17 protein-coding genes are annotated in these 13,626 nt (G+C 46.4%); 5 read left to right on the top strand and 12 right to left on the bottom strand.

Going from position 1 to position 13,626, the window contains the following annotated elements; genetic code table 11:
- Positions 1 to 88 precede the first annotated feature (88 nt).
- Positions 89 to 484: a hypothetical protein gene (locus AC6R0R_RS17345; RefSeq protein WP_487903783.1), complete on the top strand. Its 396-nt coding sequence runs from the start codon at positions 89 to 91 to the stop codon at positions 482 to 484.
- A 112-nt stretch (positions 485 to 596) separates the two neighbouring features.
- Complete coding sequence (locus AC6R0R_RS17340; protein ID WP_500627628.1) at positions 597 to 1,499, top strand: homocysteine S-methyltransferase family protein; 903 nt, start codon at positions 597 to 599, stop codon at positions 1,497 to 1,499.
- Between the two features lie 86 nt (positions 1,500 to 1,585).
- Here the strand turns inward: AC6R0R_RS17340 and AC6R0R_RS17335 are convergent, their stop codons facing one another.
- The 5 genes from AC6R0R_RS17335 to AC6R0R_RS17315 all read right to left on the bottom strand — a co-directional run bounded on the left by AC6R0R_RS17335 (position 1,586) and on the right by AC6R0R_RS17315 (position 5,862).
- Entirely contained in the window at positions 1,586 to 3,253 is a 1,668-nt protein-coding gene (locus AC6R0R_RS17335; protein WP_500627627.1) for an EAL domain-containing protein, read from the bottom strand.
- 233 nt (positions 3,254 to 3,486) lie between these two features.
- Positions 3,487 to 3,744 carry a YrhK family protein gene (locus tag AC6R0R_RS17330; protein WP_500627626.1) on the bottom strand — a complete coding sequence of 86 codons (258 nt, stop codon included), beginning with the start codon at positions 3,742 to 3,744 and terminating at the stop codon, positions 3,487 to 3,489.
- On the bottom strand, positions 3,737 to 4,780 hold the full coding sequence (locus AC6R0R_RS17325) for an AI-2E family transporter (RefSeq protein ID WP_500627625.1): 1,044 nt from the start codon (positions 4,778 to 4,780) through the stop codon (positions 3,737 to 3,739). The genes AC6R0R_RS17330 and AC6R0R_RS17325 overlap by 8 nt, the downstream gene beginning before the upstream one ends.
- Before the next feature lie 215 nt (positions 4,781 to 4,995).
- On the bottom strand, positions 4,996 to 5,505 hold the full coding sequence (locus AC6R0R_RS17320) for a hypothetical protein (RefSeq protein WP_500627624.1): 510 nt from the start codon (positions 5,503 to 5,505) through the stop codon (positions 4,996 to 4,998).
- Positions 5,506 to 5,598: 93 nt separating this feature from the next.
- Positions 5,599 to 5,862 (bottom strand): hypothetical protein, encoded by a 264-nt coding sequence (locus AC6R0R_RS17315; protein ID WP_500627623.1) that lies wholly within the window; start codon positions 5,860 to 5,862, stop codon positions 5,599 to 5,601.
- A 314-nt stretch (positions 5,863 to 6,176) separates the two neighbouring features.
- Here AC6R0R_RS17315 and AC6R0R_RS17310 point away from each other — a divergent pair, with 314 nt between their 5' ends.
- Positions 6,177 to 6,584 carry a hypothetical protein gene (locus AC6R0R_RS17310; RefSeq protein ID WP_500627622.1) on the top strand — a complete coding sequence of 136 codons (408 nt, stop codon included), beginning with the start codon at positions 6,177 to 6,179 and terminating at the stop codon, positions 6,582 to 6,584.
- 131 nt (positions 6,585 to 6,715) lie between these two features.
- On the opposite strand, the gene AC6R0R_RS17305 is transcribed toward AC6R0R_RS17310, so the two are convergent.
- The 3 genes from AC6R0R_RS17305 to AC6R0R_RS17295 are packed head-to-tail and all read right to left on the bottom strand — an operon-like array spanning position 6,716 to position 7,717.
- A complete protein-coding gene (locus AC6R0R_RS17305; protein WP_500627621.1) occupies positions 6,716 to 6,913 on the bottom strand; it encodes a hypothetical protein in 198 nt (65 codons plus the stop codon).
- A 33-nt stretch (positions 6,914 to 6,946) separates the two neighbouring features.
- Positions 6,947 to 7,111: a DUF1328 domain-containing protein gene (locus tag AC6R0R_RS17300; protein WP_500627620.1), complete on the bottom strand. Its 165-nt coding sequence runs from the start codon at positions 7,109 to 7,111 to the stop codon at positions 6,947 to 6,949.
- Positions 7,112 to 7,171: 60 nt separating this feature from the next.
- Complete coding sequence (locus tag AC6R0R_RS17295) at positions 7,172 to 7,717, bottom strand: BON domain-containing protein (RefSeq protein WP_500627619.1); 546 nt, start codon at positions 7,715 to 7,717, stop codon at positions 7,172 to 7,174.
- Between the two features lie 351 nt (positions 7,718 to 8,068).
- On the opposite strand from AC6R0R_RS17295, the gene AC6R0R_RS17290 reads away from it, so the two are divergent.
- Positions 8,069 to 9,412, top strand: a complete 1,344-nt coding sequence (locus AC6R0R_RS17290; RefSeq protein WP_500627618.1) for a sigma-54 dependent transcriptional regulator — start codon at positions 8,069 to 8,071, stop codon at positions 9,410 to 9,412.
- A gap of 97 nt (positions 9,413 to 9,509) precedes the next feature.
- On the opposite strand, the gene AC6R0R_RS17285 is transcribed toward AC6R0R_RS17290, so the two are convergent.
- Both AC6R0R_RS17285 and AC6R0R_RS17280 read right to left on the bottom strand, forming a co-directional pair.
- Complete coding sequence (locus tag AC6R0R_RS17285) at positions 9,510 to 10,379, bottom strand: DMT family transporter (RefSeq protein WP_500627617.1); 870 nt, start codon at positions 10,377 to 10,379, stop codon at positions 9,510 to 9,512.
- Positions 10,380 to 10,389: 10 nt separating this feature from the next.
- A complete protein-coding gene (locus AC6R0R_RS17280; protein WP_487903755.1) occupies positions 10,390 to 10,935 on the bottom strand; it encodes a TetR/AcrR family transcriptional regulator in 546 nt (181 codons plus the stop codon).
- Positions 10,936 to 11,022: 87 nt separating this feature from the next.
- On the opposite strand from AC6R0R_RS17280, the gene AC6R0R_RS17275 reads away from it, so the two are divergent.
- Positions 11,023 to 12,096 (top strand): alcohol dehydrogenase family protein, encoded by a 1,074-nt coding sequence (locus AC6R0R_RS17275; RefSeq protein WP_500627616.1) that lies wholly within the window; start codon positions 11,023 to 11,025, stop codon positions 12,094 to 12,096.
- 76 nt (positions 12,097 to 12,172) lie between these two features.
- Here AC6R0R_RS17275 and solA read toward each other — a convergent pair whose 3' ends face one another.
- Positions 12,173 to 13,300 carry an N-methyl-L-tryptophan oxidase gene (gene solA, locus AC6R0R_RS17270; RefSeq protein WP_500627615.1) on the bottom strand — a complete coding sequence of 376 codons (1,128 nt, stop codon included), beginning with the start codon at positions 13,298 to 13,300 and terminating at the stop codon, positions 12,173 to 12,175.
- Positions 13,301 to 13,434: 134 nt separating this feature from the next.
- On the bottom strand, positions 13,435 to 13,611 hold the full coding sequence (locus AC6R0R_RS17265) for a hypothetical protein (RefSeq protein ID WP_500627614.1): 177 nt from the start codon (positions 13,609 to 13,611) through the stop codon (positions 13,435 to 13,437).
- Between the last annotated feature and the right edge of the window lie 15 nt (positions 13,612 to 13,626).

Below are 13,626 nucleotides of genomic sequence, written 5' to 3'. Positions count from 1 at the left end.
CTGTTCTTTTCCGTTTTTCTTTCTACTTTTACCCTTAAAATAGCCACTGAAGCATCGCAACCCAAAGCACCCAACTTGGAGGCTAATTATGGATCCTCACGCCCAGCACTTACTTCAACACCTTTGCCAAGAGTACGACTCGCTCTCAGAACTTCATCAAACGAGTCCATTTCCCGAGTTTTCCGCCACCATAAGTCATGAACACGGACATTGCTTGGTTCACTGCCCGCTCGGCAGCCAGAGACTCTCCATTGTTTCGGTAAATTTTGCCCCCTATGTTCGTGGTCAAGGTGTGTTAAAGCGGTTTATTCGCTACATTCAAAGCCACCCTTACCAATATCGAGGTGTTGAGGTGGCCACCATACAAAACCAGAGCCTAGCAAAACGGCTATTAAATCTTGGGTGGCAGCACAAATCACTATTCAACAAAATGTTTAGACGCCAGGCGCCAACGTTGATCTGTGACTTCGACCAAATGACTTGAGCGCATCTTCTGTACATAGCTCATGATGAAATTGAATAAGGCTGGGTTTTACTCTAAAGAAAAAGTGATCTACATTGGGACTTAGAAAAGTTAGAAGTATAGATGGCTAAAAATGACAACATTGACGATTCTTGACGGAGGAATGGGAAGAGAGCTCAAGCGAATTGGCGCTCCTTTTTCTCAACCACTTTGGAGTGCTCAAGCCCTAATTGAGGCGCCTCATTACGTGAAACAAGCCCACGAAAGCTTCATCGATGCAGGCGCTGAAATCATCACAGTAAATAGCTACGCGTGCGTACCGTTTCACCTGGGTGAAACCTTGTTTTCAGAACGAGGGCCCGAGCTGGCCAAGTTAGCAGCAAAGCTTGCTCGACAAGCCGCTGACGAAAGCAAACGCGACGTTCTTGTCGCAGGTGCTATTCCGCCTTTCTTTGGCTCATATCGGCCTGAATTGTTCGACGCCGAGAGAGCCGGCGCTTTGACTCACGCGTTGTATCAAGCTCAAGCACCTTATGTTGATCTCTGGCTGGTCGAGACGATTTCAAGTTTGGAAGAAGCGCGCGTGATAGCAAAGGCAATGAGTATCAGCGACAAGCCCGTCCACTTTGCTTTTACGCTTATCGATGAAGTCACTGAGGAAGCAAAACTTCGTTCGGGTGAATCGGTAAAAGAGGCGGTGACTTTAATGCTAAGCCGCCAAACAGATGGTCTGTTTTTTAACTGTTCGATTCCCGAAGTGATCGAACAAGCACTTATCGACACGACTTCGGTCATCAACGCCCTCAATGCTACGATGACGCTAGGGGTTTATGCCAATAGCTTTTCTCCTATTCTATCGGGGCACCAAGCCAACGGTACACTCCAAGAAATGCGACACTTTTCACCGCAAGAGTACTTAGAGCTCGCCAAAGTGTGGGCGAAACGTGGCGCGAGCGTCATTGGTGGCTGTTGTGGGATTGGACCTGAGCACATTTATCACCTCTCAGAGTGGAAGCATACTCTGAGGTGTCGCTAGGTGGGTTACAACGCCCACCTGTCGACAAACAAATGTGATAACGATGTGAGATAGCCTAGCTTTAGCCTCTGCACTGAGGTGTCCTATCACTCGACACTCTGATCCAATTCTTCAATCGGCTCTTCGTGTAGGTACGCCTCGATCGGTTTAGGCCTACCCAATCCAAAACCTTGCAGATGAGAAGCGCCTAGCTCTTGCATAAAAGCTTGCATATCCGCACTTTCAATCCCCTCAGAGACAAGGCTCATTCCTTTGTCTTTGCATAGCTGAACCAGATAAGTCACCAAGTTTCGGCAGGACGCATCGTGCTGACAATCTTCAACTAAGCTTTTATCGAGTTTAATTTGATTCAGTGGTTGTCGAAATAAGCTTATGATCGAGCTGTAACCTGCGCCAAAATCATCCAGAGATATCTCAAATCCCGCCTGTTTTGCTTTTGAGATTTGGTCATGACACACCGTACTACTATCGAGAATGTGAGACTCCGTCAACTCCAATACAATCCTCGAAGTCGGCACCTTGTGTTGACTTGCAATCGACACGATATCGGTCACGAAGTCTGGATCTCTCAATTGAATCACCGACACATTAATATTGACCTTAGGTCGATTATCACTATCAATGGGGCAACGACGCACAAACTCACACGCTTTACTAAAGACTAGCTTTCCCAATGCAGAAATGAGACCACGCTGCTCAGCGAGTGGAATAAATTCAACCGGCGACACATAACCTAAGTCATGATGTGTCCACCTGGCGAGAGCCTCATAACTGATGACTTGATTCGTTACACTGTCAAAAATCGGTTGCACAGCGATGGTGATGTCTTCATTTTCTATCGCCGATCGAATCGAATCTTTGATAACAAACCAGCGGTCAATAGCATTTTTCACATCCCCTTGATAGACGGTGATCCCGCCATTATCAGACGCATAATCGGTAATCTGATAAAGAAGACTTAATGGGCTATCGCGATCCAAATCGCATTCATACAAACCGCCGACTGCAACATCATCGGTCAACAGATGCTCATCGACATAGATCTCGTCATTGAACGCTTCAAGCAATGATTTCAATGCCAGAGCCAACGCATCAACAGACAGTTCAGATAGGGTTCTTAATACGAATTGGGTTTCGGAAACTCGATAGATTTCGTAATCATTATTTTGCTCGTTAACCCACTTAACGAGTCGTGCAACGACTTCTTTAGCAAAGCTACCACCCCAGAGGCGGTCGTAATCTTTGAAGTTGTCTACGGAAACAGTGAGAAGCACAGCAGAATCTTCACTATGCTCGATATCCTCGATCCACTTAAGCCTGTTGTACAGCCCAGTGTCGCCATCGTGATAGGCGACACGATAGAAATACTCTCTTAGCAACTTTTGTTCACTGATATCACGGTGAGAGCCGACCATATAATTGCCTCCCTCATCGGCAACAATGACGCCCGTTGCCTCAAGCCAAATGTACCCGTTGCTCTTTGTTTTCACGCGGTACTCCGTGACCATTTCACGAGAGTCGCCTTGCTCATGCTCGTCCACACGTTCACTCAACAGTGCTTTGTCGATAGGATGAACCAATGACAACCACTGTTCCAAAGTAATCTCATCGGAGGGCAGATCAAACTGACTATAAAAGTGCTGGTTGTAGTGTCGAATCACTCTATCCCTACCCATAAACCATGAACCATCTCGACTCATATCGAAAATATGGCTCATTTTGCTTAGCAGCAATTCGATCTCTTTTTCTTTCATTCCGTACTCCATCAACGGTTCAACCAGTCTCACGACGTCATTTTTCGCTGCGTGCCATCCTTGACCACAACAGACTTATTATAGTTCTCAATACGTTAGGTTGCCTAATATCGTCAAACACTTACCATAAATAAATAAGAAATGTGACCGATTAACGAATCGACGACAATTTTTCATATATACGGACTTCATGGATAAAAAGATGACTGTGAACGGAGCAATGTTTGTAGGCATCATTCTCGCTGGATGTGACTGACATGCACAAGGTTAGTTAGCTTGATAGCCGGTTTAACAAGCAACTGGGCACTACCGACAATAAATAACCAAGTACCACCCAACACAAGTGCATCGTTTAAGAAAAAAATACTACCGACCAAAAACCAAATCGCTATGAGTAAATCGTTGACTGCCCCGAGGGCGTCATAACGCCTTTGAACAACAAGGTGACGCTTTCCCAGACCCAAATCGAGCTCATTCACATATTCATTCATGCTCACCTCCTTGGCTCAGTGTTGGCCAGTCGACCAATTGGACACGCTCTCTCAACAAGTTGACACTGACGAGCAAAGGAACTGCAACCAAAAATCCGATCCCCCCCCAGAGCCATCCCCAGAAGGATAACCATACGAAGATAACCAGTGGATTTAAATTGAATCGTCGGCCGAGCAGCGTCGGCGTGACGAATTGGCTCTCAACTAAGTTCAACACTAAATAAAGCGAGGTCGCCGCCAACATTAAGCTCAAGGAATCAAACTGCAAGTAGCCCACAAGAGTAAAACTTAAGGCTGAAATGAGCGGTCCGACATAAGGGGCAAAATTCAGCATGCCTGCCAATGCCCCCCAAAGAAAGGGGTCAGTCATCCCTAATATCCAGAACACTAAGCCCACCGCGACACCCAACCCTACGTTGACCAAAGTGATGGTACTGACATAACGCGAGAGATCGCTTTGCAATGCTTTAACTAACCCCACGACTTGTTTTTGCTGCGAAAAACTATCCAGACAATGTACCGTTTGCCTATATAAACCACGACCGTGATTGAGCATAAAATACACCATAAACAGCACCATCATCGCGTTAATAACGATGGCGGGCGTTGCCGTTGCTAAGCTTTTCAGCAACGAAAAAAGCGTACTGTCACCCATGTCATCCATATCACCGGCTATGGATAGCGACTCTCCGGTTTGTTGTTCTGTCGTCTTGGCCACTTCGCTCACTTCCTGAGTGACGCTTTTTACGATATCAGGCAGTTGTGACCACCACTGCTTGACGGGCTCTGACATAGCCGAAAAACCTACCAACGACACGCCCACTAAGCAAGACAGCACGAGAACAACGACTAAGGTTCTAGGTATCCCCTTGGATTCGACGTAGTTGATGAAAGGACTACACATCAGCGCAATAAAACTACTGACAACCAGCGGCATTAAAAACGCTTTCGCAAAGTAAAGAGCCGGCACTACCGTGACAACGACAAGCAGTACCGATAGGACGAGACTCATGGAAATGGTGATACAACTCTTCATCTTGCTATGCACTCCCCGCGATGCGTGGTAACACAGACCGGACAACGAGTCGACTGAAGGACCTCGAAAGTGACGGACTCAGACTGGCTTGATGTGCCACAGCTGCACCGTAAAGCGCCATTCCACCAAAGGCAAAACAAGGGTGCCTATCAATGAAACGAGCCGTTAAGTGCCGACATAATCGGTAATGCAGTAAACACTGATTGAGTGCCACTTTACTCTCCATTCGAGTGAGCTCGGTTTCCTTTTTCAACTGCTTGAGTGAGCGCATCCCAACCCTCCTTAATTTGCTGTTTAGTGTGTGTATAGCCCACAAGCCTCAGTAACTGATTTTGTCGCCATATCAGCAAGATAAGGCTCAAACCAAGTGAACATAGCGCAGTCAAAACCGCAAGCGGGAGTTGGGATGTCCACCAATAAATGATGATGCCGAGTGAAACCGAAAGACTAAAAATAAAAAGCACCAATAACAGCACAAATAGGATCGAGCATAGCAGCGCCGATCCCAACGCTCTTGCACTCAATTGACTTTCTAGCCGAAATAGCTTCGCGCTCGACAGCAGCCAAGAGCGAATGAGGACGCTCAAGCGTTCTGATTCTGCTGCGATGCCAGCCAAGTCGTCGCAGATCTCCTGAGGCTGTGATCGATGAGGCTCGCTCAACTGCGCTTTCTCCACCTCTGAGTCGATACCTGCACTGTCACTGTGTTGTTCGTCTTTTGTCATTCGGTTACTCACTGGTTATGCTGTTTAAACAGGTGGATTCAAACGTGCAACGTGCCTGTTGCGCGCATCAATCGTTCCGTATTTGTCTCAGTGCTATTTGATCAATTTAGATACTGCCCAACCAGCTAAAAACGCACAGCCGATACTCAACAGTGGCCTCTGCTTAATGACATCGCCCGCTGAATGAGCGACCTGCTCTGCTTGGTGACTACTTTCACCCAACTTTTGTTGTGTTTCTTGCTTGATAGCATTAACGGCTTCGAACGCCGCTTTTTCTGCGAGTTCGTACGCCTCTTCCAACTGCTCTTTGGATTTCTCTGCTGTTTCTTTCGCTGTTGTTTGTTTTGCTGTAGCCATGGAAATCTCCTAACAATGAGTAATGAGTTCAAAGTAGAACAAGCGAGAACCGTGCCACCCATAAATTTATTTCCACACCTCATAAAATAATGACTTTAAATGCTCTCATGGTTGAATGTTGATGTAATTTTTTCTTTGTTAAGCCAAAAAGTCGGTAAATTTTTCATAGCATATAGAGAACAAATAAAAATATCACCGTACAGAACAACACTAAACAAACAACTCGTACTGGCATATTACCTGCACCAATAAAACAGATGATTTTTAAAAATTGAAATGTGAGAAATAATCTTGATGAATCATGAGAGGTATCAATGAAGTTAACTACCCATACGCTAGAGAATATGCTGACCTCTATTATCCATCATCATGCCCGTAGTCTAACTCTGCTTAAAAAGCGGCCCAACAATACATTAACGAGAAGTGCTCATCGCTTTGTCGTTGTAGAGCAAGCGCTAATGAATAGAGTCGCCAAGCTGCTTTTCAAACAGAAGTCTCAGCAGGTATTGTCACGCCTTGCTCAAGCACAACGTTCTCACTCAAAAGATGACCAATCGTTTGATGGCTATCAGCACATGTATCATGCGAATACCCAACTGATCACAGCTCTTCGCACTAATTTACAAGAGATAACGGATCGTTCATTGACCCTGCAAATTTCGTATTGGGTCGCCGCAATGCAGATGGAAAATGATGAAATAGAAAAGCAGCTCCAACTCTAATTAAGTTCAGCTCTCATGTGATGAAAATAATAAGATAGGTAAGGGCGTTCCCTCTAGGGAAATAAATTTATTCTAGACTGAAAAAGGGAGGTTAACCCTCCCTTTTTGCTTTATAAAAATTAAGAAACAGATTAACAATCTTCGTCTTCCGCCTTCAGCTCTTCTTTAATATTCTCACAGCTGTCTTCAATGGCATTTTGAGTATCTTGTACGGCCTCATCCATTTTTTCACCGGCTTTTTCCATCGGGCCTTCTTCACTGCAAGCCGCTAAAGTAAACATTAATCCCAGTGGGATTACCCATTTCATAATAGAGTGATTGCTTTTCATATTTCGCCTTCCTATGTCAGTTATCAATTTTTATTAACGTCTACTTGTAAAGTACATCACCAAAGAAACAATCAGAGACAAAACAAACAAATAGAAGATAAGTTGTGCGATAGTGGTTGCTGCACCTGCAATGCCTGTAAACCCTAAGAGTGCAGAAACCAACGCCAACAGCAGGAAAATAAATATCCAACGAATCATCACAAACTCCTTATTGGAACGTATTGCATTAACGTACGGGATTTGAATGCGATGACGTTTCTATTGAACAATCTCTAGCTTGTCGATAACGCGTGTCACATCATTGGTGTTGCTGGCAATCAAGATAGCCAGATCGTGTTCGGCGTCAGAACTCACTTGTCCGGCGAGCGTCACTGCTTGCTCTTGCGTGGTAACCTCTATAGCACTGCCACTGACGTTGGTATCCAACAATAAGCGGGTTTTGACAATTGCGGTGATTTTTGTGTCTGTCATCGCTTCGAGTGTCTCTGAAGTAGCTTCGGCAGACGTCTCAGAAACTGTGAGCTTATTTTCTACCGATTTGACGCCATCTAGACCAGAAATAAGCTCTTGTGCGAGGGCCTTTTCCAAATCATTGTTAACAGAACCTGTGAGCGTCACCACACCTTCATTGACATCCGTGTTGATATCAAACGAATTGAGGTTGCTATTTAGAAGTAACGTTGTTTCTGCCTTCCCATCCAACCAAGCATCTTTTGCCTCTTCTTGCCAATTATTTTCCGCATATACGGCTGTTGGAACGGAAATCAATGTCGTTAAAGCTATCGCTGTGGCTAATTTATTCATTGTTACTCTCCATAATTGACGTTGCCAATGAGTGTTCACTTTTGCCACTGTCACGTTGCAAACCTCACGCCAAAAACGTAACCATCTGAATGTTAACGATTTAGATTATTTTCCTAGCAATACCATCTTTCATAAGTCGAAAGGTTTTGAATTATTTACACACCGCACATGTAATATTTTAGTGTTCACTTTCACCAGCGATTGTTTACTGCACAAGTCGTTGAACTCAACTCATATTGTTTCTGGTTCGGTTATTTTCGTGTATTTGAATGAATGATGACATTCGCATTCCTTGTACCTATACAATAATGCGCGTACATTGACTCTATCAAAGTAAAAAGGACAACGTTTATGTCGCTACCCCACCTACTTATCCAGTTGTCTGATCCTCAATTAAGCGACATGATTCATTCCAGTACTGAGCTGTCGAATTTTAATGTCACCCTCTGCTCTCACACAGACGATTGGATTACACTACTCGAAAATAAACAGCCCGATGTCGCATTGATTGAAGTCACGCAGCTTAACCATGACGACTACCAACGTCTTCGTACTCGAGATCTGTTCGACTCGATGGAGATCATTTTGATTAGCTCAGGCGATCCGCATGACAACATCGATGCCCTCCCTCATCTAGGCGCCGTTTTCCATTATAGAAAACCGGTTGATGTGTCCGTCCTAAATGAAACTTTGCGTGAAATCAGCCAGTTCTATCAGCAAAGTCAAACCAAGGGCGAAGCCATTACCACCAGCGACTTAGACCAATTTGGTCTGTTGCTCGGCTCCTCTTCGCAAATGCACGAACTGTACAGGACACTGCGTCGCGTCGCTCGAACCGAAGCGAATGTCCTTATCGTTGGCGAAAGCGGCTCTGGTAAGGAGCTGGTCGCTCAAACGATTCACCTTGCGAGCAAGAGGAAACAGCAACCGTATATTGCCATTAACTGCGGAGCAATTAGCCCAGAACTCGTCGACAGTGAGTTATTTGGGCATGTAAAAGGGGCGTTTACTGGCGCAAATAAACCGCATGATGGTGTATTTAAGCAAGCACAAGGCGGTACTTTGTTTCTTGATGAAGTGACTGAAATGCCGATTGAGCATCAGGTTAAGTTATTGCGCGTCCTTGAAACAGGAGAGTATCGTCCCGTTGGAGACAGCAAAGTTCACATCGCGAATGTGCGTGTCATTGCCGCCACAAACCGTGATCCTAAAGAAGCCATCGAGCAGCAACTCTTTCGCGAAGATCTCTATTTTAGGCTTTCTCATTTCCCCATTCACGTCCCACCACTTAGAGAACGTGGGAATGACATTGTCGGCCTAGCTAAGCATTTCATCGCTCACCGCAATGCAAATGAAAACCAAGTAAAAACCATTCTTGACAGTGCGCTTGATAAAATCGCCGCTAGCGAATGGCCTGGTAATGTGAGAGAGCTAAAACATACCATAGAACGAGCTTTCATACTGGCCGATGACGTCATTGGTGAGGAGCACCTAGTGTTTGATGCGCCTCCACTAGAAACAGGGTCCCCCATCGAAAACCTCGTCCCAGCAGGCGTGGCACTGGAAACGCTAGAGAAAGCCGCTATCTTGAATACGCTAGAAGAAACTGAGGGCAATAAAACTGAGTCGGCAAACAAACTCGGTATCAGTGTCAAAACGCTCTACAACAAACTTGAAAAATATCAAGATGAGTAAAACAACATGCTTCCCCAACCACATTTTCTCTCTTAAGGGACTTATAGCGACTCAAACATTGTTAAGTGCTTTAGCACCAATACGTCGCTTGTGTTGCTCATTTTCTCCAAAGCATCGGCGCGCGATACACCATTAGCGCCAGCAGAATCATTCCACAGCCAATTTGGTTGGAGAAAGTCAGCCTCTCTCCGTACACGCTGACACTTAACGCCACAGTCCATACAGGCTCCAAAATCATGATGAAGGCGGCACTCGCCGTCGCCATGTACTTTTGCGCTGTTGTCTGCATTAAGTATCGAAGGCTGGTCGCTAATAAGGTGCTCGCTGTAAACCATGCCCAAATATCCGCATCGACGGTATCTGGCCAAACCTCGAACCAAGCACTGGCAACCCCGGCCATCACTCCTGTGACAAAAAGCTGCAAGGTCGTCAGAAGCAACGTTGGTACTTCACGTGCAATTCGACTGTTAACGTTAAAGTGAAGGGCCAACATGAGGGCTGCACAACCAAACCACATTTGACCCTGTGACAACTGCCAAGACTCACTAGGATCGTGCGCCAATAACGCAAGACCCAACACTGCAAACGGAAGTGCGAACCAGAACCACCGCTCGGGACGTGTGCGAAACAGTACCCAAGCTGTCAGCGGGACCAAGAGCATGGAGAGACTCATGATAAAAGCCCCTTGACCCAGCGCATGACTGATGTCAATCGCGTGAATCCAGCACAACAGTGCCGAACCCAATAACACCCCAACGCCAGCGGATTTCCCGCAGGCCGCTAACGCTGTCTGCTTCCATGCTTTGTAGCAAAACGGCATCAAAAACAGGGACGCCAAGATAAAGCGACTACTGATAAAAGCAAATGCAGGAAGGCCGCGCACTGTCTCTTTGGAAAAAATCCATCCTAAAGCGGCAAGCATAGTGGTCAAAAGTAATAGGTAGGCGGAATATTTCTCAATTTTCATGGTGGCCCCATTAGCGAGCATCGTTCAAGAGTTGCAAGACATGGTCGATGGTTTGATCCCAAGTGTTAGATGGCAACTCCAACGCAGAAGATGCGGTGATCCCTTCATAAACCAGCATCAATAAGGCCGAAAGGTGAGGTCGTGATACACCATCTTGCTGGAGCCTAGTGTCAAAATCCTCGCTAAGGCGGCGCTTATAACCGCGGACATAATCTACGATGTCATCATTTTTCCCTTGATACTCAGCCAAAGCATGTAGGTAAAAACAACCACCGTGATGTTGCTGCTTGTTCCAATGGCGTAACGCGAAAAAAGGGACTAAGGCCGTAAAGGAATACTCCGTTTGCTGCTCCACTTCTTTCAAGCAGGCCCAATAGCGTGCTTCCCTTTCCTTCATAATCGCGAGGATCAACGCCTCTTTGCTTGGGAAATGTTTATACAAGGTACGCTGAGTGGTATTCGCGTGTTGGGCAATCTTGGCAACGCCAGTTCGATGAAAGCCTTCTTGATAAAACAATTGCTCGGCGGCGTTCAGCACATCGTCTCTTTTTGACATTGACACTCCAAGATGAAAGTATAGTGATCACTATACACACAATATCAAGTATCGATCGCATTGCAAGAAAAAACAGGGGAGCGACCTATGGAGCCAGAGAAAACCATGAAAGCCATCGTCACTACCGCTCAAGGTGGTTTGGACAAATTGGAGTACAAAGATGTTTCGATGCCGACACTTCAACCTGGCGAGGTACTGGTCAAAGTGCTTGCCGCCGGCGTGAACAACACAGAAATCAACACTCGTATGGGTTGGTATTCACAAGACGTGACTGGCTCAACGGACGACATGGCGAGCCAGGAGCAGTTTAGCTCACTGTCTGATGGAGGTTGGAGCGACGCCACACCTTTTCCATTAATCCAAGGGACGGATGCATGTGGGATTGTAGTAGACGCCTTCGATGTAACGAATCAATCACTGCTCAACCAGCGCGTTTTGGTTCGTCCCTGCATCCGCAAACACGGTTTTGACAGCCTAGACAACATCTGGATGGCCTCGGATTTTGATGGCGCTTTCGCTCAGTACGTCAAAGTACCTGCCACTGAAGTCTTTACGGTTCAATCCAGTTGGAGTGACGTCGAATTGGCGAGCATTCCCTGCGCATATGGTACTGCGGAGAATATGCTGCATCGTGCCCAAGTTTCGCGCTCTGATACCGTGCTTGTGATAGGAGCCTCTGGCGGCGTAGGTTCAGCCGCTGTTCAATTAGCAGTACGTCGTGGTGCTAAAGTCATCGCGGTCGCTTCAAAAGCTAATCATTCTGCCATCCAGGCACTGAAGGTTTCTCAGGTCTACGACCGAAACGCAGACTTACCAAGCATTCTTGGTGAAAACAGCGTTGATGTTGTGATTGATAACGTCGCCGGCGACAAATTTGGTCAACATTTAGCGCTGCTCAAACGTGGCGGCAGAATCGCTACCTCAGGCGCAATTGCAGGACCTATCGTCAACATTGATTTGCGTAAGCTCTACCTCAAGGACATCACACTGATAGGCACGACAGCATGGGATGAACCCGTCTTCGCAAACTTAATTGGTTACATTGAGCGAAATGAAATTCAACCTTTGGTCGCGAAGACGTTTCCTCTTAAAGAAATTGCCAACGCACAGACGGAGTTCTTACGCAAACGCCATTTTGGTAAGTTTGTGTTGATCCCATAAACACCACCGCTCACCCGAGCCATTGCCGCGGTGAGCGTGATGCTCCGCATAGCAGCCGATAGATACCTGATGCGTTTTATGCCGAGAATCGTTTAAGGGAAAACATGGATATATCGTATTGCGTCTGCCCATTGTAGGCAAGCTCGCTTAACATCTCCCCTATCACGCTCGCAAATTTGAACCCGTGACCAGAAAAGCCCGCTGCAATCAGTACATGAGAATGCTGAGGGTGCCTGTCGATGATGAAATTCTCGTCTTCTGTCATACTGTACATACATGTTTTTCCGTACATTAAATTGCCAACATCTGGCATCACTGCGGCTAAGAAACGCTCCAAATCATGGCTATCATGCACACTGTCATAAGGCTCTATGTCCAAGTTAGGGTCTTGCGCTCGCCCACCATCATGACGCCCAACTTTGAGGCCCGCTTGGTCAATACTCGGAAAACCGTAATAGATGCCTTCTGGTGAATCAAAAGAAAACGCTGGAAAATGGTCTTGCCCATACTTTGTCTCCTCAGCTTCAAACCAAGCGAAGGTTTTTCTGGTCGGTTGCATCGGTAAGGTCAAATTGAGTTGACGAAGTATCTCTGCTGACCAAGCGCCTGCTGAAACAATCAACCGGTCAGCAGAGATCACCGTCTCTCCAGAAGTGAGCGTTACGCCTGACTCATGGATGTCTATACTATCAACGCCGTGGTAAGTCAGTAGCTCAGCACCGTGCCCAATGGCTAGGGTCCGATAGGCGCGAATACACGCTTCACAGCGCAATACGCCCGATGTGGATTCGAAACAGCCGATATAGTTGTCTGGTAAGGTAATGCCGGGGAAGCGTTCACTTACTTGCGAGGCATCAAGAATATCGAGAGGTAACTGGTACTTAACGGCACTGGCAATAAGGGTTTGAATAAATGGAGAGTCCCGCTCTCCCATATTCAGAACGCCGGTGTTAAGAAATAACGACTGGTTAGATTCTTGCTCCAACTGCTGCCACAATGCTTGCGCTCTAAGAGCAAGAGGCACATAAGCCTCTCCTTCACCATAGGCGTGACGAATAATTCGGGTTTCACCATGATGGCTGGCATTGTGGTGGGGAGGATCCCCGGCATCCAACAAAATGACTTTCTGTCCTTTTTTCGCCAGAAAATAACCAGCAGCCATGCCCATAGAACCAGCCCCGACGATAGCAACGTCATACTTCACTATTCACTCCTTGACGCGCGCAAAACGGCTTTGTAGACGCATGCGCTGTTTGTTATGCAAACCATTGTTTCAGCCAATGAGTCAAACATCAAGACAAGGAACCTTAGCCTACGCTGATGATGAGCGGCGAAGACTTACTTGGCGTGCTGCAACAACCAGTTGTGCAGCAACGTTGGCCAGCAAGAGACCGGATGCTCTTTTGCTCCATGCAGTCCAAAACCATGCCCTCCGCGCTCAAAAAGGTGCATCTCCATAGCAATGCCGTGATGCTGAAGTGCTTGCCAATAGTGAAGGCTGTTGTTGACAGACACTGAGTCATCATCGCT

The sequence above is a fragment of the Vibrio sp. R12-SW3-ISO1 genome, assembly GCF_059834005.1.
Note: the sequence above shows the minus strand (reverse complement) of the source record. Positions and strands in the feature narration are given on the sequence as shown.

Coding starts and splice junctions, on each gene's coding strand:
- AC6R0R_RS17345 (WP_487903783.1), top strand. CDS start 89: ATGGATCCTCACGCCCAGCACTTACTTCAACACCTTTGCCAAGAGTAC.
- AC6R0R_RS17340 (WP_500627628.1), top strand. CDS start 597: ATGACAACATTGACGATTCTTGACGGAGGAATGGGAAGAGAGCTCAAG.
- AC6R0R_RS17335 (WP_500627627.1), bottom strand. CDS start 3,253: ATGAAAGAAAAAGAGATCGAATTGCTGCTAAGCAAAATGAGCCATATT.
- AC6R0R_RS17330 (WP_500627626.1), bottom strand. CDS start 3,744: ATGAATGAATATGTGAATGAGCTCGATTTGGGTCTGGGAAAGCGTCAC.
- AC6R0R_RS17325 (WP_500627625.1), bottom strand. CDS start 4,780: ATGAAGAGTTGTATCACCATTTCCATGAGTCTCGTCCTATCGGTACTG.
- AC6R0R_RS17320 (WP_500627624.1), bottom strand. CDS start 5,505: ATGACAAAAGACGAACAACACAGTGACAGTGCAGGTATCGACTCAGAG.
- AC6R0R_RS17315 (WP_500627623.1), bottom strand. CDS start 5,862: ATGGCTACAGCAAAACAAACAACAGCGAAAGAAACAGCAGAGAAATCC.
- AC6R0R_RS17310 (WP_500627622.1), top strand. CDS start 6,177: ATGAAGTTAACTACCCATACGCTAGAGAATATGCTGACCTCTATTATC.
- AC6R0R_RS17305 (WP_500627621.1), bottom strand. CDS start 6,913: ATGAAAAGCAATCACTCTATTATGAAATGGGTAATCCCACTGGGATTA.
- AC6R0R_RS17300 (WP_500627620.1), bottom strand. CDS start 7,111: ATGATTCGTTGGATATTTATTTTCCTGCTGTTGGCGTTGGTTTCTGCA.
- AC6R0R_RS17295 (WP_500627619.1), bottom strand. CDS start 7,717: ATGAATAAATTAGCCACAGCGATAGCTTTAACGACATTGATTTCCGTT.
- AC6R0R_RS17290 (WP_500627618.1), top strand. CDS start 8,069: ATGTCGCTACCCCACCTACTTATCCAGTTGTCTGATCCTCAATTAAGC.
- AC6R0R_RS17285 (WP_500627617.1), bottom strand. CDS start 10,379: ATGAAAATTGAGAAATATTCCGCCTACCTATTACTTTTGACCACTATG.
- AC6R0R_RS17280 (WP_487903755.1), bottom strand. CDS start 10,935: ATGTCAAAAAGAGACGATGTGCTGAACGCCGCCGAGCAATTGTTTTAT.
- AC6R0R_RS17275 (WP_500627616.1), top strand. CDS start 11,023: ATGGAGCCAGAGAAAACCATGAAAGCCATCGTCACTACCGCTCAAGGT.